Origin of the sequence: Streptosporangium subroseum, assembly GCF_900188345.1 — a bacterium.
GTDB classification, from domain to species: domain Bacteria; phylum Actinomycetota; class Actinomycetes; order Streptosporangiales; family Streptosporangiaceae; genus Streptosporangium; species Streptosporangium subroseum.
Genome location: NZ_FZOD01000041.1, coordinates 33,230 through 47,819 on the forward strand (window position 1 = coordinate 33,230; position 14,590 = coordinate 47,819).

The 14,590-nt window shown below is 68.4% G+C and carries 13 protein-coding genes; 2 read left to right on the forward strand and 11 right to left on the reverse strand.

Annotated features, from left to right (window positions below):
* Nucleotides 1-63: 63 nt before the first annotated feature.
* Together CHC08_RS31320 and CHC08_RS31325 are read right to left on the reverse strand one after the other, a co-directional pair.
* On the reverse strand, nt 64-489 hold the full coding sequence (locus CHC08_RS31320; RefSeq protein ID WP_089210985.1) for a hypothetical protein: 426 nt from the start codon (nt 487-489) through the stop codon (nt 64-66).
* A gap of 52 nt (nt 490-541) precedes the next feature.
* On the reverse strand, nt 542-862 hold the full coding sequence (locus tag CHC08_RS31325) for a hypothetical protein (protein ID WP_089210986.1): 321 nt from the start codon (nt 860-862) through the stop codon (nt 542-544).
* A gap of 457 nt (nt 863-1,319) precedes the next feature.
* On the opposite strand from CHC08_RS31325, the gene CHC08_RS31330 reads away from it, so the two are divergent.
* Nucleotides 1,320-1,742 (forward strand): DUF6292 family protein, encoded by a 423-nt coding sequence (locus CHC08_RS31330; protein WP_089210987.1) that lies wholly within the window; start codon nt 1,320-1,322, stop codon nt 1,740-1,742.
* 82 nt (nt 1,743-1,824) lie between these two features.
* On the opposite strand, the gene CHC08_RS31335 is transcribed toward CHC08_RS31330, so the two are convergent.
* Both CHC08_RS31335 and CHC08_RS31340 read right to left on the reverse strand, forming a co-directional pair.
* Complete coding sequence (locus CHC08_RS31335; protein WP_089210988.1) at nt 1,825-3,771, reverse strand: vWA domain-containing protein; 1,947 nt, start codon at nt 3,769-3,771, stop codon at nt 1,825-1,827.
* A 9-nt stretch (nt 3,772-3,780) separates the two neighbouring features.
* Nucleotides 3,781-5,178, reverse strand: coding sequence for a sigma 54-interacting transcriptional regulator (locus CHC08_RS31340; protein ID WP_089210989.1), 1,398 nt, complete (start codon nt 5,176-5,178; stop codon nt 3,781-3,783).
* Between the two features lie 284 nt (nt 5,179-5,462).
* Here CHC08_RS31340 and CHC08_RS31345 point away from each other — a divergent pair, with 284 nt between their 5' ends.
* Nucleotides 5,463-6,644 (forward strand): FIST signal transduction protein, encoded by a 1,182-nt coding sequence (locus CHC08_RS31345; RefSeq protein ID WP_089211029.1) that lies wholly within the window; start codon nt 5,463-5,465, stop codon nt 6,642-6,644.
* Between the two features lie 130 nt (nt 6,645-6,774).
* On the opposite strand, the gene CHC08_RS31350 is transcribed toward CHC08_RS31345, so the two are convergent.
* The 7 genes from CHC08_RS31350 to CHC08_RS31380 form a co-directional block, all read right to left on the reverse strand.
* Entirely contained in the window at nt 6,775-6,978 is a 204-nt protein-coding gene (locus CHC08_RS31350; RefSeq protein WP_089210990.1) for a DUF397 domain-containing protein, read from the reverse strand.
* Complete coding sequence (locus CHC08_RS31355; RefSeq protein ID WP_089210991.1) at nt 6,969-7,796, reverse strand: helix-turn-helix domain-containing protein; 828 nt, start codon at nt 7,794-7,796, stop codon at nt 6,969-6,971. Before CHC08_RS31355 ends, CHC08_RS31350 begins: the two co-directional genes overlap by 10 nt.
* Before the next feature lie 757 nt (nt 7,797-8,553).
* Nucleotides 8,554-9,729, reverse strand: coding sequence for an ABC transporter permease (locus CHC08_RS31360; RefSeq protein WP_089210992.1), 1,176 nt, complete (start codon nt 9,727-9,729; stop codon nt 8,554-8,556).
* A gap of 160 nt (nt 9,730-9,889) precedes the next feature.
* Nucleotides 9,890-10,621 carry an ABC transporter ATP-binding protein gene (locus CHC08_RS31365; protein ID WP_089210993.1) on the reverse strand — a complete coding sequence of 244 codons (732 nt, stop codon included), beginning with the start codon at nt 10,619-10,621 and terminating at the stop codon, nt 9,890-9,892.
* A 77-nt stretch (nt 10,622-10,698) separates the two neighbouring features.
* A complete protein-coding gene (locus CHC08_RS31370) occupies nt 10,699-12,504 on the reverse strand; it encodes a peptidoglycan-binding domain-containing protein (protein WP_245878675.1) in 1,806 nt (601 codons plus the stop codon).
* A gap of 31 nt (nt 12,505-12,535) precedes the next feature.
* Nucleotides 12,536-13,468, reverse strand: coding sequence for a hypothetical protein (locus CHC08_RS31375; protein ID WP_143653407.1), 933 nt, complete (start codon nt 13,466-13,468; stop codon nt 12,536-12,538).
* Nucleotides 13,469-13,663: 195 nt separating this feature from the next.
* Entirely contained in the window at nt 13,664-14,551 is an 888-nt protein-coding gene (locus tag CHC08_RS31380; protein WP_089210995.1) for a hypothetical protein, read from the reverse strand.
* Between the last annotated feature and the right edge of the window lie 39 nt (nt 14,552-14,590).

A 14,590-nucleotide genomic window follows, 5' to 3' on the forward strand; every position in this document is an offset into this window, starting at 1 on the left:
CGACGCTCCGGTTCGAAGGACCGGGCGCGGACAGAGGCTCCGCACCGGATCGGGTGCGGTGCCTCAGGCAGGACTTCCCCAGACCATCAGAACCAGAATGATCAACCAGATCAGCGTGACGATGCTGGAGAGCGTGGCGATCCGCCCGGTCTGAACCTTGGCGTCGTCATCCGGGTTCTCGTTGCCGAGGACCCGGATGGCGGTGATCTGGTCCCGGTCCACGATGACCAGGAGCACCGCGGCGACGATGAAGAGCGTCATCGAGACCGAAAGATAAGGCTTGCCGAGGTAGTCGCGTCCCAGCAGCACTCCGAACACGAATACGCCGACGGCCGCAATGGCATATATGCGCGTGGTCTTGTGCAGATAATGCAGGACGTTCAGGTCCTTGGCGCGGATGAATCGGGGGGTCGACATGGTGGCGGCGGTGACCGGCCCGAGGGCGAAGATCGCAAAACCGAGGTGTAGCCAGAGCAGCAGGTTTGTCATGCGCCAGACATTAGTCCCCGGTGATCTCCCTTGGGTACGGCTCGCGCAAGCGTCATTGGCCGGCGGCGTCTTCCTGAGTGATCCTTTGAAGACCGCGGCGGCACAACGGACACGCATGCTCTGGATTCGCCACTTTCTGGCAGGCGCTGTGGTCGACTTTCAGCCCCAGCACCCTGCGCGTTCGCGCGGCGGCCGCCCCCGGTGCGCGACTGGTGATCGTCGCGCGGTTGTCCTCGACATGAATGCTGATCACGACGACCACGAGGGCGATCAGAAAGCAGACGACGATGATTGCGCCCGTTACCGCGACCGCTATCCACATGATGTCCTCCGGGACGACGTGAATAAGCATTTCCCGGATATCGCCGTGCATCAAGCCAGTGCTGCGTTACTCCTCTTCGTTGACGCCCTGCTCGTCGCGACCGCGCGGAGCCATGCATAACTCGAAACCAACGCAGGTGATGAGCATCAACGCCACGAGAATCCCCGCGACCATCGGACCCACTTCCTCCCGTTCCGCAATGGCAAATGCCATTACTGGAGAGACGAAGTCGATGACGGAGAAGTTGTCGAGATCAGGTCACAATTCGGCCAACAAAAGCCGTCCCGAGGTGGGCGACGGGCGGCGGTGAACGGAAGGGGAAGGGCGGGCGTGGAAAGCGATCTTCACATTCGCCCTGAGCACACCTGCGAGGTGAGTAGGATCATTATCGCGTGTTCCCGTGTGTTGGGACCGTCGGCGGTGATGCCGCGGTCGTGCCGGGCGCGCGTCCAACCACGTTCGTCAAGATCAACCAATCGTGCGCGAAGGCACACAGGGAGTGCCCGTTGTGGCTGTGAAACATGTCGAGCCGTATACCGAGGAGTGGCGACACCAGCCGGCCCTCTACGCGAGCCGCGTCGTCGAGGCGCTGGGCGACGAGGTCCGTGACTGGTGGCAGGGCCCCTGCGACCCGCGCACCGTCACGATCCGGCTGACCGGCGAGGACACGCTGGTGTGGGACGAGGAGAGCGGCTGGCGCCGTGGCCGCTACGTGTCCGGCGACCGCGACGTCCGTACGGTCCTCGCCGACGCCCGCTATCTCGGCGGAGGCCTGCTGCTCCGGCCCGAGCGTCTCCCCTCCGCCGTCGTCGACGCCCGCGCGGGTGTCGGCAACAGCACGGCGTGGCGGCCCTGCTACCGGTCCTACCGCCACTACCGCGACGGCTTCGACCTCGCGCTCAACGGCTACGTCGCCTACGTCGGCGCTTGAGAGGAGGCCTCCCGGGAGCGTTTCCCGAGAGGCCTCATCACGTCGTACGGTGCCGGCCGGCGAGCATGGCCCGGAACGTTGATCAACGCGTCCGGCGAGTCCGCAGGAAGTCGCTGACGACGTATTCGCCCAGGCGGTCGGCGCCGGTGGAGAAGACCCGGCCGCCGTTGCGACGGCCGACCTCGTTCACGAACTCCTTCAGGCGCTCGTCGTCGGCGAGCATGAACACGTTGAGCGTCGCCCTGCGCCGGGTCATCTTGTCCACCTCGGAGAGTGTCAGCTCCAGCGTCTCCTGCGTGGGCGGCCACTCGAAGGCGGCCGAGCCGTTGCGCCGCAGATGGGCGGTGGGCTCACCGTCGGTGACCACGAGCACGACCGGCTCGAAGTCGGGATGGCGGTCCAGGTGGCGCCCGGCGATCAGCAGCGCATGGTGCAGGTTCGTACCCTGGACCATGTCCCACTCCAGCCCGGCCAGCTCGTCGGGCTGCAGGATGCGGGCGTAGTTGGAGAAGCCGATGATCTGCACCGAGTCCTGGGGGAACTTCGAGGCGACCAGCGCCTGCAGGGCCATCGCGGTCTGCTTGGCCGCGGCCCAGGTGCCCCGCAGGGCCATCGAGTAGGACAGGTCCACCAGCAGGCACACCGCGGCGGCCGTGCGGCTCTCGGTCTCGGCCACCTCGAAGTCGTCGACCGACAGGGTCACCGTTCCGGTGTTCCCGCCGCGCCGTACGCCGTTGACCACCGTGCGGACCACGTCGATGGGTTGCTCGTCGCCGAACCGCCAGGGCCGGGAGGACCCGGTGAGCTCCCCCGCGGAGCCCGCGTCGACCTGGTCGTGATCTCCGCGGCGGCCCGCGTCGAGGGAGGCGAAGACGCGGCGCAGCGCCGTCTCGCCGAGGCGGCGGACGGCCTTGGGGGTGAGCTCCAGCTTGCCGCGCTGGCGGCGGAGGTAGCCCTGCTGCTCCAGCTCACGCTCGATCTGCTTGAGCGCCTCCAGGTCGTCGACGGCCGAGCGGCCCAGGGCGCGCCGGATCGCGTCCTCGTCGATGTCGTCCATCCGGGCGCCGGGATAGTCCTGGCGGAGCGCGGCCTCCAGCTGGGTCAGGTCGGCGAGCTCGTCCAGGGCGGTCACCGCGTCGCCCATCCCCATCGGCTCCTCGCCGCCCATCCGCTCCGGGGTGTTCCAGGCGAGGTCGGGACGGCGGGAGTAGAGGGACTCGCCGAGGCGCTGCATCTGCTCGGCCAGCCCGGCATCCTGCAGGGTCTGGTTGATCAGCTCCTCAAGCTCCTCGCGCTGGGCGGGGGTCAGTGAGGCCAGCAGGCGCTGGGTGGCCGCGGCCCGGCGGGCGAGGGTGTCGACCAGCTCCTCCAGGTTCCGCGGCGACTCCGGGAACATGTCTCCATATTTCGACATGAACTGGTCGAAGTCATTCTGGGTGTGCTCGCCACGCGCGTCCCGGTCGAGCATGTCGTTCAGCTCGGACATCATCTCCCTGACCCGCTCCATCGCGGCCGGGTCGGGATTGGCCAGAGACTGCTTCATGCCGCGGAACTGGCTGTCGAGCACCTCCCTGCGCAGCAGGTCGCGCAGCTCCTCGAAGGTCTGCCGGGCGGCGGCCGAGCGCCACTGGTAGTTGTTCAGCTCCTGGATCGCGCTCGCCGTGTCGTCGGGAAGACCGGCCAGCTCCGACTCGCGCAGCCGGGCGTCGTCGGAGGGGTCGGGGAACAGCTCCGCCCGCTCCTGGCCGATCGCCTTGTCCAGCAGGGCCCTGGCCCGTTCCAGGGTCCCGTCGAGGCGGCCACGCTCGCGCAGCTCGCGCCGGCGTCGCCGTACCTCGCGGAGCAGGTCGTCCAAGCCGCGCCGGTCCTGCGCGCCGGGCAGACCCTCCTTGAGCAGGTCACGCAGGGCGTGGCTGGGGTTGGAGCCCGACAGGATGGAGTCGCCCATCTTGTCGAGCGCCGAACGCACGTCGTACGGCGGGGCGAGCGGGTCGGGCCCGTCCCGGTATTGGCCATAGCGATAGCTCATGCAGACACCTCAGGTGCGGTAGACCGCCGTGCCGTCCACCTCGTCCTTGGACAGCCGGCGCAGGAGGTAGAGCCCCTCCAGGGCGAACTCCAGAGCGGCGGCGGCGTGTCCCGGGGACTCGTCGCCGATGCCGAGCTGCGACATGATCTTGGCCAGGCCGGGCACCGGGCCGATCCTGCGAAGCAGCTCCGCGGCCGGGATCATGGCGCCCGACTCGACCTGGACGCCCTCGGAGAACCTGTCCAGCAGCGCGGTCAGATCCGTGCCGCCGAGCGTGCCCCTGAACGTCTCGGCCACGGCCCTGCGGAGCAGGTGGGCGAGGACGTCGGTCTCCCGGCCCTCCTCGCTGACCTCGAACTCCACCTTGCCGCGCAGCGTGTGCACGATTCCCGGCAGGTCGGCCACCCTGGCCACCGCGTGTTCCTCGCCGGTCAGGGCCGCACGCCGTACGGCGGAGGCGGCCGCGGTCTCGGCGGCGGCGATGGAGAAGCGGGCCGACACGCCGGACCGCGCGTCGACCGCGGTGGACTCGCGGACGAGCCGGGTGAAGCGGGCGATCACCTCGATCAGGTGGTCGGGGACGTCGGCTCCCACATCCTCGAGCGCGGCCTCCTGGCGGATGAGGACGAGCTCGCTCTCGATCGAGAGGGGGTAGTGGGTGCGGATCTCGGCGCCGAAGCGGTCCTTGAGCGGGGTGATGATCCGGCCGCGGTTGGTGTAGTCCTCGGGGTTGGCGCTGGCGATCAGCAGGATGTCCAGCGGCAGGCGCAGGTTGTAGCCCCTGACCTGGATGTCGCGCTCCTCCAGCACGTTGAGCAGCGACACCTGGATCCGCTCGGCCAGGTCGGGCAGCTCGTTGACGGAGAACACGCCCCGGTTGCTTCTCGGAACCAGGCCGTAGTGGACGGTTTCCGGGTCGCCGAGCGTGCGTCCTTCGGCGATCTTGATCGGATCGATGTCGCCGATCAGGTCGCCGACGGAGGTGTCGGGCGTGGCGAGCTTCTCGCCGTACCGCTCGTCCCGGTGCTTCCAGGAGATCGGCAGCTCCTCGCCGGTCTCACCGGCCAGGCGGCGACAGCGGACGCACGAGGGTTCGTAGGGATGGTCGTTGATCTCACAGCCGGCGACGACCGGGGTCCACTCGTCCAGGAGGGTCGTGATGGTGCGGATGAGTCTGGTCTTGCCCTGGCCGCGCTCGCCGAGCAGGACCAGGTCATGCCCGGCGAGCAGTGCTCGCTCAAGGTAGGGCAGGACGGTGTCGTCGAAGCCTATGATGCCGGGGAACCGCGGCTCTCCGGCCCGCAGACGGGCCAGGAGGTTCTCGCGGATCTCGGCCTTTACCGTACGGTGAATATGGCCGCTCGCGCGGAGCTCGCGCAGAGTACGTGGCTCTGGGATTTGAGGCACGGGATCGAGCCTACGTCCCCAACGCCCGATCCGGCACTCTCATCCCACTTTCGGATCTTGACTATTGGGTGACGGTCGGCGCGCGTGCTTGTCCCCGCAGTGGGGAGAATCGTTCCAAGGCAAGGCTTCGGGCAGGTCCCCGGATCCACATTTCGGGTAGGTCTCGGTAGGCGAGTTCCGGACGGAAAGTCAGGACAAACTTCAGGTAAGACTTCGTTCGGGGGCTTGGACAAGATCCCGGACGGAGCCTCGGTCGCACGGGAGGGGCGAGACGAATGGCGTTGATGACGAGTCGTTTCGCCGATGGCCTGGCGGTGGGATCCGACCTGGTCGCCACGGCCGAGACCGCGGTGCGCCAAGCCCTGTCCGGCCTGTCCGGACCCGCCGACCTGCTCTGCTTCTTCATCTGCGGGGATGATCCCGACGACGTCTGCCGTGCGGGCCTGCGGGCGATGCGGATGGCGCCCAGAGCCACGGTCCTCGGCTGCAGCGCCACGGGAGTGATCGGTGACGGGCAGGGCGTCGAGTCCACCCCCTCCGTGAGCGCCTGGGCCGCCACCCTGGACGGTGCCCGGCTGACGACCTTCGCACTCGACACCCTCCGGGCCGATGATCGCTTCGTCGTGGTCGGCCTGCCCGAGCTCCACCCCGACGACCAGGCGGCCATCCTGCTCGCCGATCCCTACAGTTTTCCCACCGACGGCTTCGTCGAGCGCTCCGAGGAGGTGCTGGGAGACCTCCCCCTGATCGGAGGCCTGGCCAACGCGATCCAGGGCCGGGGCGCGGTCCGGCTGTTCGCCGACGGGGAGATCTACTCCGAGGGAGCCGTCGGGGTGCTGCTCAGCGGCCCCGTCAACGTCAGCACCGTGGTCAGCCAGGGCTGCCGCCCGATCGGCCCGACGATGGCCGTCACCGAGGTCGAGGACAACCTGCTCCTGGAGCTCGCGGGCCAGCCGGCCCTGGCGCGGCTTGAGGAGATCGTCAGCGCGCTGGACGAGGACGACCGCGACCTGGTCGCCTCGGGGCTGCAGATCGGCATCGCCATGAACGAGTACGCCGAACGGCACGAGCGCGGAGACTTCCTGATCCGGGGCGTGATCGGGATCGATCCCGAGCGGGAGGCCGTGGCCATCGGCGATGTCGTCGAGGTGGGCCGGACCGTCCGCTTCCAGGTCCGCGACGCCGCCACCGCCGACGAGGACCTGTACGAGCTGCTCGACGCGCACCGCGAGGAGTTCGGCAGGGTGGACGGCGCGCTGCTGTTCTCCTGCAACGGCCGGGGCTCGGCCATGTTCGGCAGCGCCGACCACGACGCCGTCGCCGTCCGTGACACGCTCGGCCCCATCGGCGTGGCCGGGTTCTTCGCGGCCGGTGAGGTGGGGCCCGTGGGCGGCCACAACCACGTGCACGGCTTCACCGCCTCCGTGCTCGTCTTCTCCTCCGGCACGCCCGCCGACGGCCCCTGATCCCGCTGAGGCGTGGCCGCGCCCGCTGTTTCGGCAAGTGCCCCGGCTGGACCGACGACCGTTTCGGCGTCTCCTGGCAGCCGAATCTCGCCTGATTCCCGCCGTTTCCCAGATGGTGAGAACCGGGCGGTTAGAACTGGTCGAACCGGCCGTTTTTAATGCCGTTGACGAAGGCGTTCCATTCGGTGGGGACGAAGAGCAGTTTGGGGCCGTCGGGGTCTTTGCCGTCGCGGACCGCGATCACGCCCGGAAGATTGACGGCGACCTCGACGCACTGTCCGCCATTCCCGCCGGAGCGAGAGGACTTTCGCCATACGGCGGCGCTCAGGTCCATTCCTGTTTCGCTTCCTCGATCATTCGGAGTGATGCGTGTTCAGGATAGGCCCAGAGCCGGATCGCTTCATAGCGGTTGCAGACGGAGGTCACGAGGTCGCGGTCGGATGAGATCTGGCCTTCGGCCGAGGAGTCCGCGTGAATGGTGTCCGGTCTTCCGTCGGGAAGTTTGGCGATCATGAAGGCGCCCAGCATTCCGGGCAGGCATTCCGGAGCGACGAGCTGGATGGAGACGGCGGGTCGTGAGGCGACCTCGAGGAGATAATCAAGCTGTTCTCGCATCACCGCGCCGCCCCCGACCGAACGGCGCAGCACGCACGCGTTGATGAGAGCCAGAAACGACGGCGGATCGTCCTTGTCGAGGATTCGTTGGCGCCGTATGCGGGCCTGAACGCGGTCCTCCACCTCTTCCGGGGTGATCCGAGGCTCCAGGCAGAAGACCTGCCGGGCGTAGGACTCGGTCTGGAACAGTCCTGGGATCAGGAGGGGATCCCAGGACCGGAGGACGAGGGCGGTGGGCTCGATCTCCTCGACCCAGCTCATGAACCACCCGGGCGCGCTCGGGCGGGACGTGATGCGCCGATGCAACCCGGAGAAGTGCCCGCTGTCGGTCAACCCGAAGATCTGGTCCAGTTTCTCCGCGTCGTACTTCGACGGAGTCCGTTTTGCGACCTCCAGGCGGCTCACCTGTGTCTGCGTGCACCCCAGGCGTGCGGCCACGGCGGACTGCGACAGCTGCGCGGCCTCGCGCAGGCGACGCATCTCGGCGCCGAAGCGCACGCGGGGAGACCCGGGGCCAGAGGGGGACTCAGTGCCCATCGCAACCTCCACGAATTGGGGAAAAGGGGGCCTTCGACAGAGCGCTTATGCCGGACCCAGGTCGGGAAAAACCAGCGGCCGTCATTATCTGGACTTGTTTGAGCTGGAAATCCGGTTGCGGACTCTCCGAGCTTAGGGGCAATCCAGAAAAGAGTCCATAACTCTTAGTGAGGATGGCGTTACCCGAGGTTTATCGCACATGTGCCGCGGTGAGGATCGCACGACCGGCATGGCGATTTTTCACGCCTCGGCCGTGCTCGCGGTAGGAGTCCGGAGGGGCTGGGCTACGGCAATGCGTAAGGGGCGGGAGTAGTTCATTCATACGGTATGGCCGACGTGAGATCTACGTGGCGGTCTTGAGCGCGACCGCCGGCCTTCCGTAGAGGATCCCGTCGTGCTGATTCGGCGGGTGGAGGGTCCGTTGAAAGTAAGAGACAGTCGTACGCCGTCGATTGGCTCTTCCTCTGGAGCCGGAGCCGGGGCCGGCGAGTGCGGACGCCCGAAGCCGATGCGTTTCGGCGTATCTGGGAGGCGGCGTAATGAAATGACGGACCTATTGAGCTACGTCGATTATATGGATGTGGCCGTCCGTTCGACCGAGCCGTCGTTCGCGGGCTCGGGGAGGGTGTGCCGACGGAACGGGACACGCGAGAAAGGGAAATCATCACGGACCCGTCATGGTCGATGTGGTAGGCGACACTCCCAAAGAGACGAGTGATGAAATATCGACTTTTGTTAACGAGGGTGGCGGCTCCGGTCACCGCAGGGCGTCGACGGGTTCCATGCCGGCGGCGCGGAGGGCCGGGTAGAGGCCCGCGAGAAGGCCTACCAGGGCACCGGCGACGGGAGCCGCCAGGGCCAGACGGGCGTCGAGGACGGGAGTCCACTCCTTCGTGGCGGAGACGGCCACGACGGAGACCAGACCGAGGCCGGCGCCGATCACGCCGCCGGTCATACCGATCAACGTGGACTCCAGCAGGAACTGGGCGGCTATGTGACGGCGGGCGGCGCCCAGGGAGCGGCGCAGGCCGATCTCGGCGACGCGTTCCATCACGGTGACCAGGGTGACGTTGGCGATGCCCACCGCGCCGACCACCAGGGAGACCAGGCCGAGAATCAGGAACAGGCCGTTGACGTCGTCCTGGACGCCGTCGCGGGCGCGTTTGGGGCTGGGCGGGGCGATGACCTGGAGCTCGTCGGGATGGTTGGGACTCAGCGCGACCGGGGCCTGCCCGGCGATCAGCTCGGCGGCGCCCAGCGTGGTGTTGACCAGGACACGGGTGACGTTCTTCAGGCCGAAGTCGGCGCCGATCGTGGACGGCACGATCACGGCGGTGGACAGGATCTGCTCGCGGCGCAGATCACCGAGAATGCCGATCACGGTGTAGGCGCGGTCGCCGATGAACACGGCGGGGGCGTTCGCGAGGCGGGTGACGCCGAGCATCCTGGCGGCCTGCTCGCCGAGGACCACCACGCGGTCGCGGCGCCCGACGTGACCTTCATCGAAGAAACGGCCCCCGGTCATCCGGCCGTGGACCGCCCGTGGGAGTTCGGGCCCGGTGGCCACCACGGCCAGGGTATGGCCGGTGACCCTGGTGGGGTCCACCAGGGTGTTGGAGGTGACCTGGAGGTTGGAGCTCCTGTCGGTCTGGGCGAGCGCGACGGCCGAGACGACCCCGCGCAGCCGGGTGAGGGAGGCGTGGGCGTCCCAGGTGACCAGCGGGTCGGGCTTGTCGGGCACCTCGACGGTGATCGCGGTGGCGGTGAGCTCGTCGAACCGCCCGACGATCTGGTTTCCGGCGGTGGCGGCGACGCCCAGGGTGATGACCAGGGTGGTGATGCCGAGGACGGTGCCGAGCGTGGTCAGGGCGGAGCGGACGGGACGGGCGAGCATGCCCGCCAGGGCCTCGGACCAGAGGTCGCGGATATCCACGGTCACATCCCTTCGGGAGAACGGGCAGGGCGGTTCGCCCGGCAAGTGAGAGAGCGAATGGGCGCATAACAGAGGGCATGGGGACGTACGGGACAGAAGTGGCACTGCGTGGGATGTGAGTGCGCAGGAGAGCGGCACCGCATGTGACGTGGGGTGTGTGTCACCCCTCGGTGAGGATGCCGTCGCTGATGCGGACCCGCCGGTTCGCGCGGGCGCTCACCGCGTCCTCATGGGTGATGACCAGGAGCGTGAGGCCCTGATCGCGCAGGCCGTCGAACAGGTCGAGCACCGCTCCGGTGTTCCTGCTGTCGAGGTTGCCGGTGGGCTCGTCACACAGCAGCAGCGACGGCCCGCCCATCAACGCGCGGGCGATGGCGACCCGCTGGCGCTCGCCGCCGGACAGGCGGCCGGGCACGAAGTCGACCCGATGGCTCATGCCGACCTTCTCCAGCATCTCCTCGGCCCGCCTGCGGCGACCCCGGCGACCGTACCCGCCGCCGGTCGCGCCTGGTGGTTCCTTCCTCGCTCTCTCACCCCCGGCTCCGCCGCTCCGGCCGTACATCTCGGCGAGCATGACGTTCTCCGCCACGGTCCGGTGGTCGAGCAGGTGGAAGGACTGGTAGACGAAACCGATCCGGTGCCCCCGCAGCCTGGTCCTGGCGCCGTCCTTCAGCGTGGTCGTCTCGATCCCGTCCAGCAGGTAGGAGCCCGCGGTGGGCCGGTCGAGCAGGCCTAACGTGTTGAGCAGGGTGGACTTCCCGGACCCCGAGGGGCCCACGATGGCCACATAGTCCCCCTGCTCAACACGTAGGCGGATCTTGGAGAGCGCGTGCACGGGCGGATCCGCGGGGAACACCCGGCTGACGTCGTTCAGGTGGATGACGGGGTTCACAGTTCATTACCGTTCATAACCACTTACCGTTCCCGGTGCGCCGTGGATGGGTTTCGCCGCTTGGAGGAGCCGTTTCCTCAGGCACCGCTCACCACCACCCGGTCGCCCTCTTTCAGCGCGCCCGGCTTCACGGGCGTCACCTCCACGGTGCCGTCGGCGGTGAGGCCGGTCCTGACCTCCACGTCGCCGGTCTTGTCGCCGCCGGGCAGTTCCACCTGGACACGGGGCCGGCCGTTGGCCGAGGTGACGACCGCGGCCACCGGCACGGTGAGCACGGCATTCTCGGTGGCTCCGACAGAGATCTTCACGGTGACCGGCGCGCCGACCAGCCCCCGCAAACCCTTGGTGACCGTCGGGGTGAGCAGCACCGGTACCGAGCCCAGCTCCTCGTCGGAAACCCCGGTGGCCCCGGCGCCTCCGGCCTTCTCCTCGGCCTCGGCGGGCCTGGCCGCGTCGCCGGTCGCGCTCAGCACGGCGGGGAACCGCGTCTCGTCGGCGGTCTCCAGCGTGGCCTCCATACCCTTGCGCAGCAGCTTCGCCTCCCGGCTCTCCACCGAACCGGTCACCGCGAAGGCCGAACTGGTCACCGTGGCGACCTTGCCCTCGGCGGCGTCGCCGGGCTTCACCTCCGCCTTGTCCAGCCGGGCGGGGAGCGCGGGAAGGAAGACGATCTCGCCGGGCGGGATGCCGATGCCGTACGTCTTCAGGTATTCGGCCAGGATCGATCTGGCGCTCGCCACGTTCTTGCCGCCGTTGGTGACCTTCAGCTGGAGCGGGGAGTTCTGGCGGGCCTGGCGCAGCGCCTGCTCGGCGACGGCCACGGTCTCCTGGCCCAGCCGTACGGCCCTGCGCAGTTCTCCAAGGCGTTTCTCCTTGCCCGCGCTCGCCTGGTCCCCGAAGGCATCCAGGGCGGTGCGCGCGGATTCCAGGTTCTGCCGGGCATTGGAGACCCTCAGCTCCAGCAGTCGCCTGTCCTCCGGTTTGGCTGTGGGGAGGGCCGCCTCGGGCTTGGGCGTGGGAGGAGCCGCCTCGGGTTTGGCCGTGGGGAGGGTCTGCGGGGACCTGGCCGCGGTGAGAGCCTGCTCGGCGGCGAGCACCTCCTCCTCGCCGGCCCGTACGGCCCGGCGCAGGTCCTCCACCTGGTGTGTCTCCTCGGGGGTGAGGTCCGCGGAGTCCTCTTTCTCCAGGGCGTCCTCGGCGGCTCGCAGGTCCTCGCGGGCGTTGTCGAGCTTGAGTCTCAGCGGCAGGACGTCGCGCCCGGCATCGAGGGTCTTGCGGTCGGTGAGCAGGGTCTCCTCGGCGGCCTGTACGGCCTGGCGCAACTGCTCCCTGGTCTGTTTGGCGGTGAGGTCGGGTTCCTGGGCCGCGTATCCCCGCTTGGCGTACCAGCGCTGGACGGCGGCCGTGGTCGCGGAGTCGAAGACGCCGCTGCTCGGCGCGCCGAACCCGAGGCGGCGCAGCGCCGCCTGGAGCTGCCTGATGTCGGTGCCGGTGGCGCCGGGGGTCATGGTCCTGTGCATGGGAACCTTGCCGCGCAGGGCGAACACCGGGCGGCCGTTGACCTCCATCAGCACCGAGCCCTCGGCGATCTTTCCGGGGCGCGGGGCCCGGGTGACCCGCTGGGCCTCCGCGGCGCCGCCCACCACACCGGCGAGGGTGACGGGCAGCGGCGACCCGTACGCCAGGGTGCCGCTGACGGCGACCGTGCTGGTGAGCTTCCGCCGTACGACGGGAGAGGTGATCAGCGACGGTTTGGGCGGCTGCCGGAGCGCGGCCTCGTCGGCGGGGGAACGCAGCCGCGTGCCGACAGCCCACCCGCCCCCGGCGATCACGATGACCCCGGCCAGAAGGCCGCCCAGCACGCGGTGCCTCGAGGTCACCATGGCCGTTCCGCTCTGAACGCCGCAGCGTGTTTCACGACGTCAGCCCGGCGTAGTAACCGAACTCCCGGTCGATCCTGTCGCGGATCCGCCGCTCCATGGGCTTGAACACGGCGTAGAAGTCCTTGCCGCACTCCAGGTCCTCCAGCGCGGCCTTGATCTCCCTGGCCAGGTACGGCCTGGCCTCGTCGGGCGTCAGGGTAGGCAGGAACCCGCCCTGGCGGAGGGTGCCTTCGCCGCCCTGCTTTGAGGCGAGGGCCTTCCTGAGGATGGCGGAGTCGGTAACTCTGTCGAGCAGCTGCTTCTCGCCGAGGGCGAGCATCTCATCCCGGAGGACCGCCGTGCCGGCGCCGTCGATCGCGGTGGGCTTGAGCGAGCGGACCCTGGCGCCCTTGGCCTTGAGGCAGTCGCCGAACCTCCCGGCCAGGTCCAGAAGCCGCGCGTCGCCGTCGAGCTCCCGGCTCTCCACCTGTTCGAGCATCGTGCCGGCCTGCCTGGACAGATCGATCTCCGAGCTCACGGTCCTGCCGGTGAGCTTCTTGACGGCTTCCGAATAGCAGCTGTCGCGGGTGGTCCGCCAGGATTCCAGCTGCGCGGAGGAGAGCGCCATCATGATCGGGTTGTTCGGATCCTGGTCGGCGAAGCTCATTTCCCCGCTCTTGCTGTCCTCGCGATACACATATGCGGAGTAGATGCCGAAGCCGTACTTCTCCCGGTGTTTCCTCATCGCCTGGTAGTCGCCCGTCTCCCGTTCGACGTCCTCGTCGGTCTTCTGGTCCGGCGGCAGGCTCGGGCTGTACTTGAAGCCCTTCTGCTTCATGCAGTCCCCGATCGCCGCCTCCGTCTGACGGCGCATGCCCTGCGGATCGGCCGCCGTGGCCGTCTTTGCGGCGACGGTTCCGGCGGACGGCGCCGGATCGCCTCCGCACCCGGTCAGTAGGGCCAGGGCGAGGGTTGCCGTAGGCATGACGGTGAGGACTCGTGACACTGTGACTCCGTTTCGGGGTGGGGGCATGCTCGAGAGAGATGATCAGCGAAGGCTTGGGCGGTTGCCGGAGCGCGGCCTCTTCAGCGGGGGAAAGCAGCCGTGTGCGGACAGTCCCCGCCCCCGGCGATCACGATGACCCCGGCCGGTACAGCCCCGGCACCCGCCGGGGTGATCTCATAGCCCGAACTCCTGGTACGCCCGCTGCTGGACCTCGATCTGCCCGGGGGTGAAGGCGGGATAGAAGTCCTTGCCGCACTTCAGATCGTCGAGCGCGTCCTTGATCTCTCTGGCGAGGTACGGCCTGGCCTGATCGGCCGTCAGGTTGGGCTCCCAGCGCGCGCCCTCCGGCATGTCCATCTTCTTCAGCATGGACTCGGGGATCCGCTCGCCCAGGGGCTTCTTCTCGGCCTCGAACTTCAGCCGGCCGCGGTCGGCGAGCGCGGACGGCTTGGTCGAGCCGATGGGATACCCCTTGTTCTTGAGGCAGTTCCCCATGGAGACGGTGAGTTCGACGAGCCGGGGATCGCCGTCGAGCTCGCGGGTTGCCAGCTGTTCACTCCTGGCGTTGGCCTGCTCGTAGTAGTCGTCGACCGAGTCGATCTTCTTACCGGTGGCGTCCTTCACCGCCCGCTGGTAACAGGTGCGATCCGCGCCGTTGTACGCCTCGCGCTGGGTGTCGGAGAACGACATCTGGATTTTGTTGTTCGGATTGGGGTCTTCCGGGATGCCGCCCTCCGGCTCGACCATGGGGTTCGCGTACTCCTGGGGATAGACGTAGAAGGCGAAGACGCCGTATCCGTTCTTCTCTCGCCATTTTTTCATCGCCGTGTAGTCGCCGGAGTCTCGTTTGCGCTCCTCCTCGCCGATCTTGTGCGGCGCGGGGACGAACGCGATGTAGGTGAAGCCCTTCTGCTTCATGCAGTCGGCGCGGACCGACTCGATCTGATGTCTTTTGGCCTGCGAATCGGCGGTCGCGGAGGCTTTCTCGGCGGCGGGTGCCCCGGGTGCCGAATTCCCGCCGCAACCGGACAGTACGGCCAGGGCCAGGATGGCTGCGGGCATGGCTGTGAGAACGCGTGACACGGGGTGACTCCGTTTCGG

Coding starts and splice junctions, on each gene's coding strand:
- CHC08_RS31325 (WP_089210986.1), bottom strand. CDS start 862: ATGCACGGCGATATCCGGGAAATGCTTATTCACGTCGTCCCGGAGGAC.
- CHC08_RS31375 (WP_143653407.1), bottom strand. CDS start 13,468: ATGCCTACGGCAACCCTCGCCCTGGCCCTACTGACCGGGTGCGGAGGC.
- CHC08_RS31355 (WP_089210991.1), bottom strand. CDS start 7,796: ATGGGCACTGAGTCCCCCTCTGGCCCCGGGTCTCCCCGCGTGCGCTTC.
- CHC08_RS31345 (WP_089211029.1), top strand. CDS start 5,463: ATGACGAGTCGTTTCGCCGATGGCCTGGCGGTGGGATCCGACCTGGTC.
- CHC08_RS31335 (WP_089210988.1), bottom strand. CDS start 3,771: ATGAGCTATCGCTATGGCCAATACCGGGACGGGCCCGACCCGCTCGCC.
- CHC08_RS31370 (WP_245878675.1), bottom strand. CDS start 12,504: ATGGTGACCTCGAGGCACCGCGTGCTGGGCGGCCTTCTGGCCGGGGTC.
- CHC08_RS31320 (WP_089210985.1), bottom strand. CDS start 489: ATGACAAACCTGCTGCTCTGGCTACACCTCGGTTTTGCGATCTTCGCC.
- CHC08_RS31350 (WP_089210990.1), bottom strand. CDS start 6,978: ATGGACCTGAGCGCCGCCGTATGGCGAAAGTCCTCTCGCTCCGGCGGG.
- CHC08_RS31380 (WP_089210995.1), bottom strand. CDS start 14,551: ATGCCCGCAGCCATCCTGGCCCTGGCCGTACTGTCCGGTTGCGGCGGG.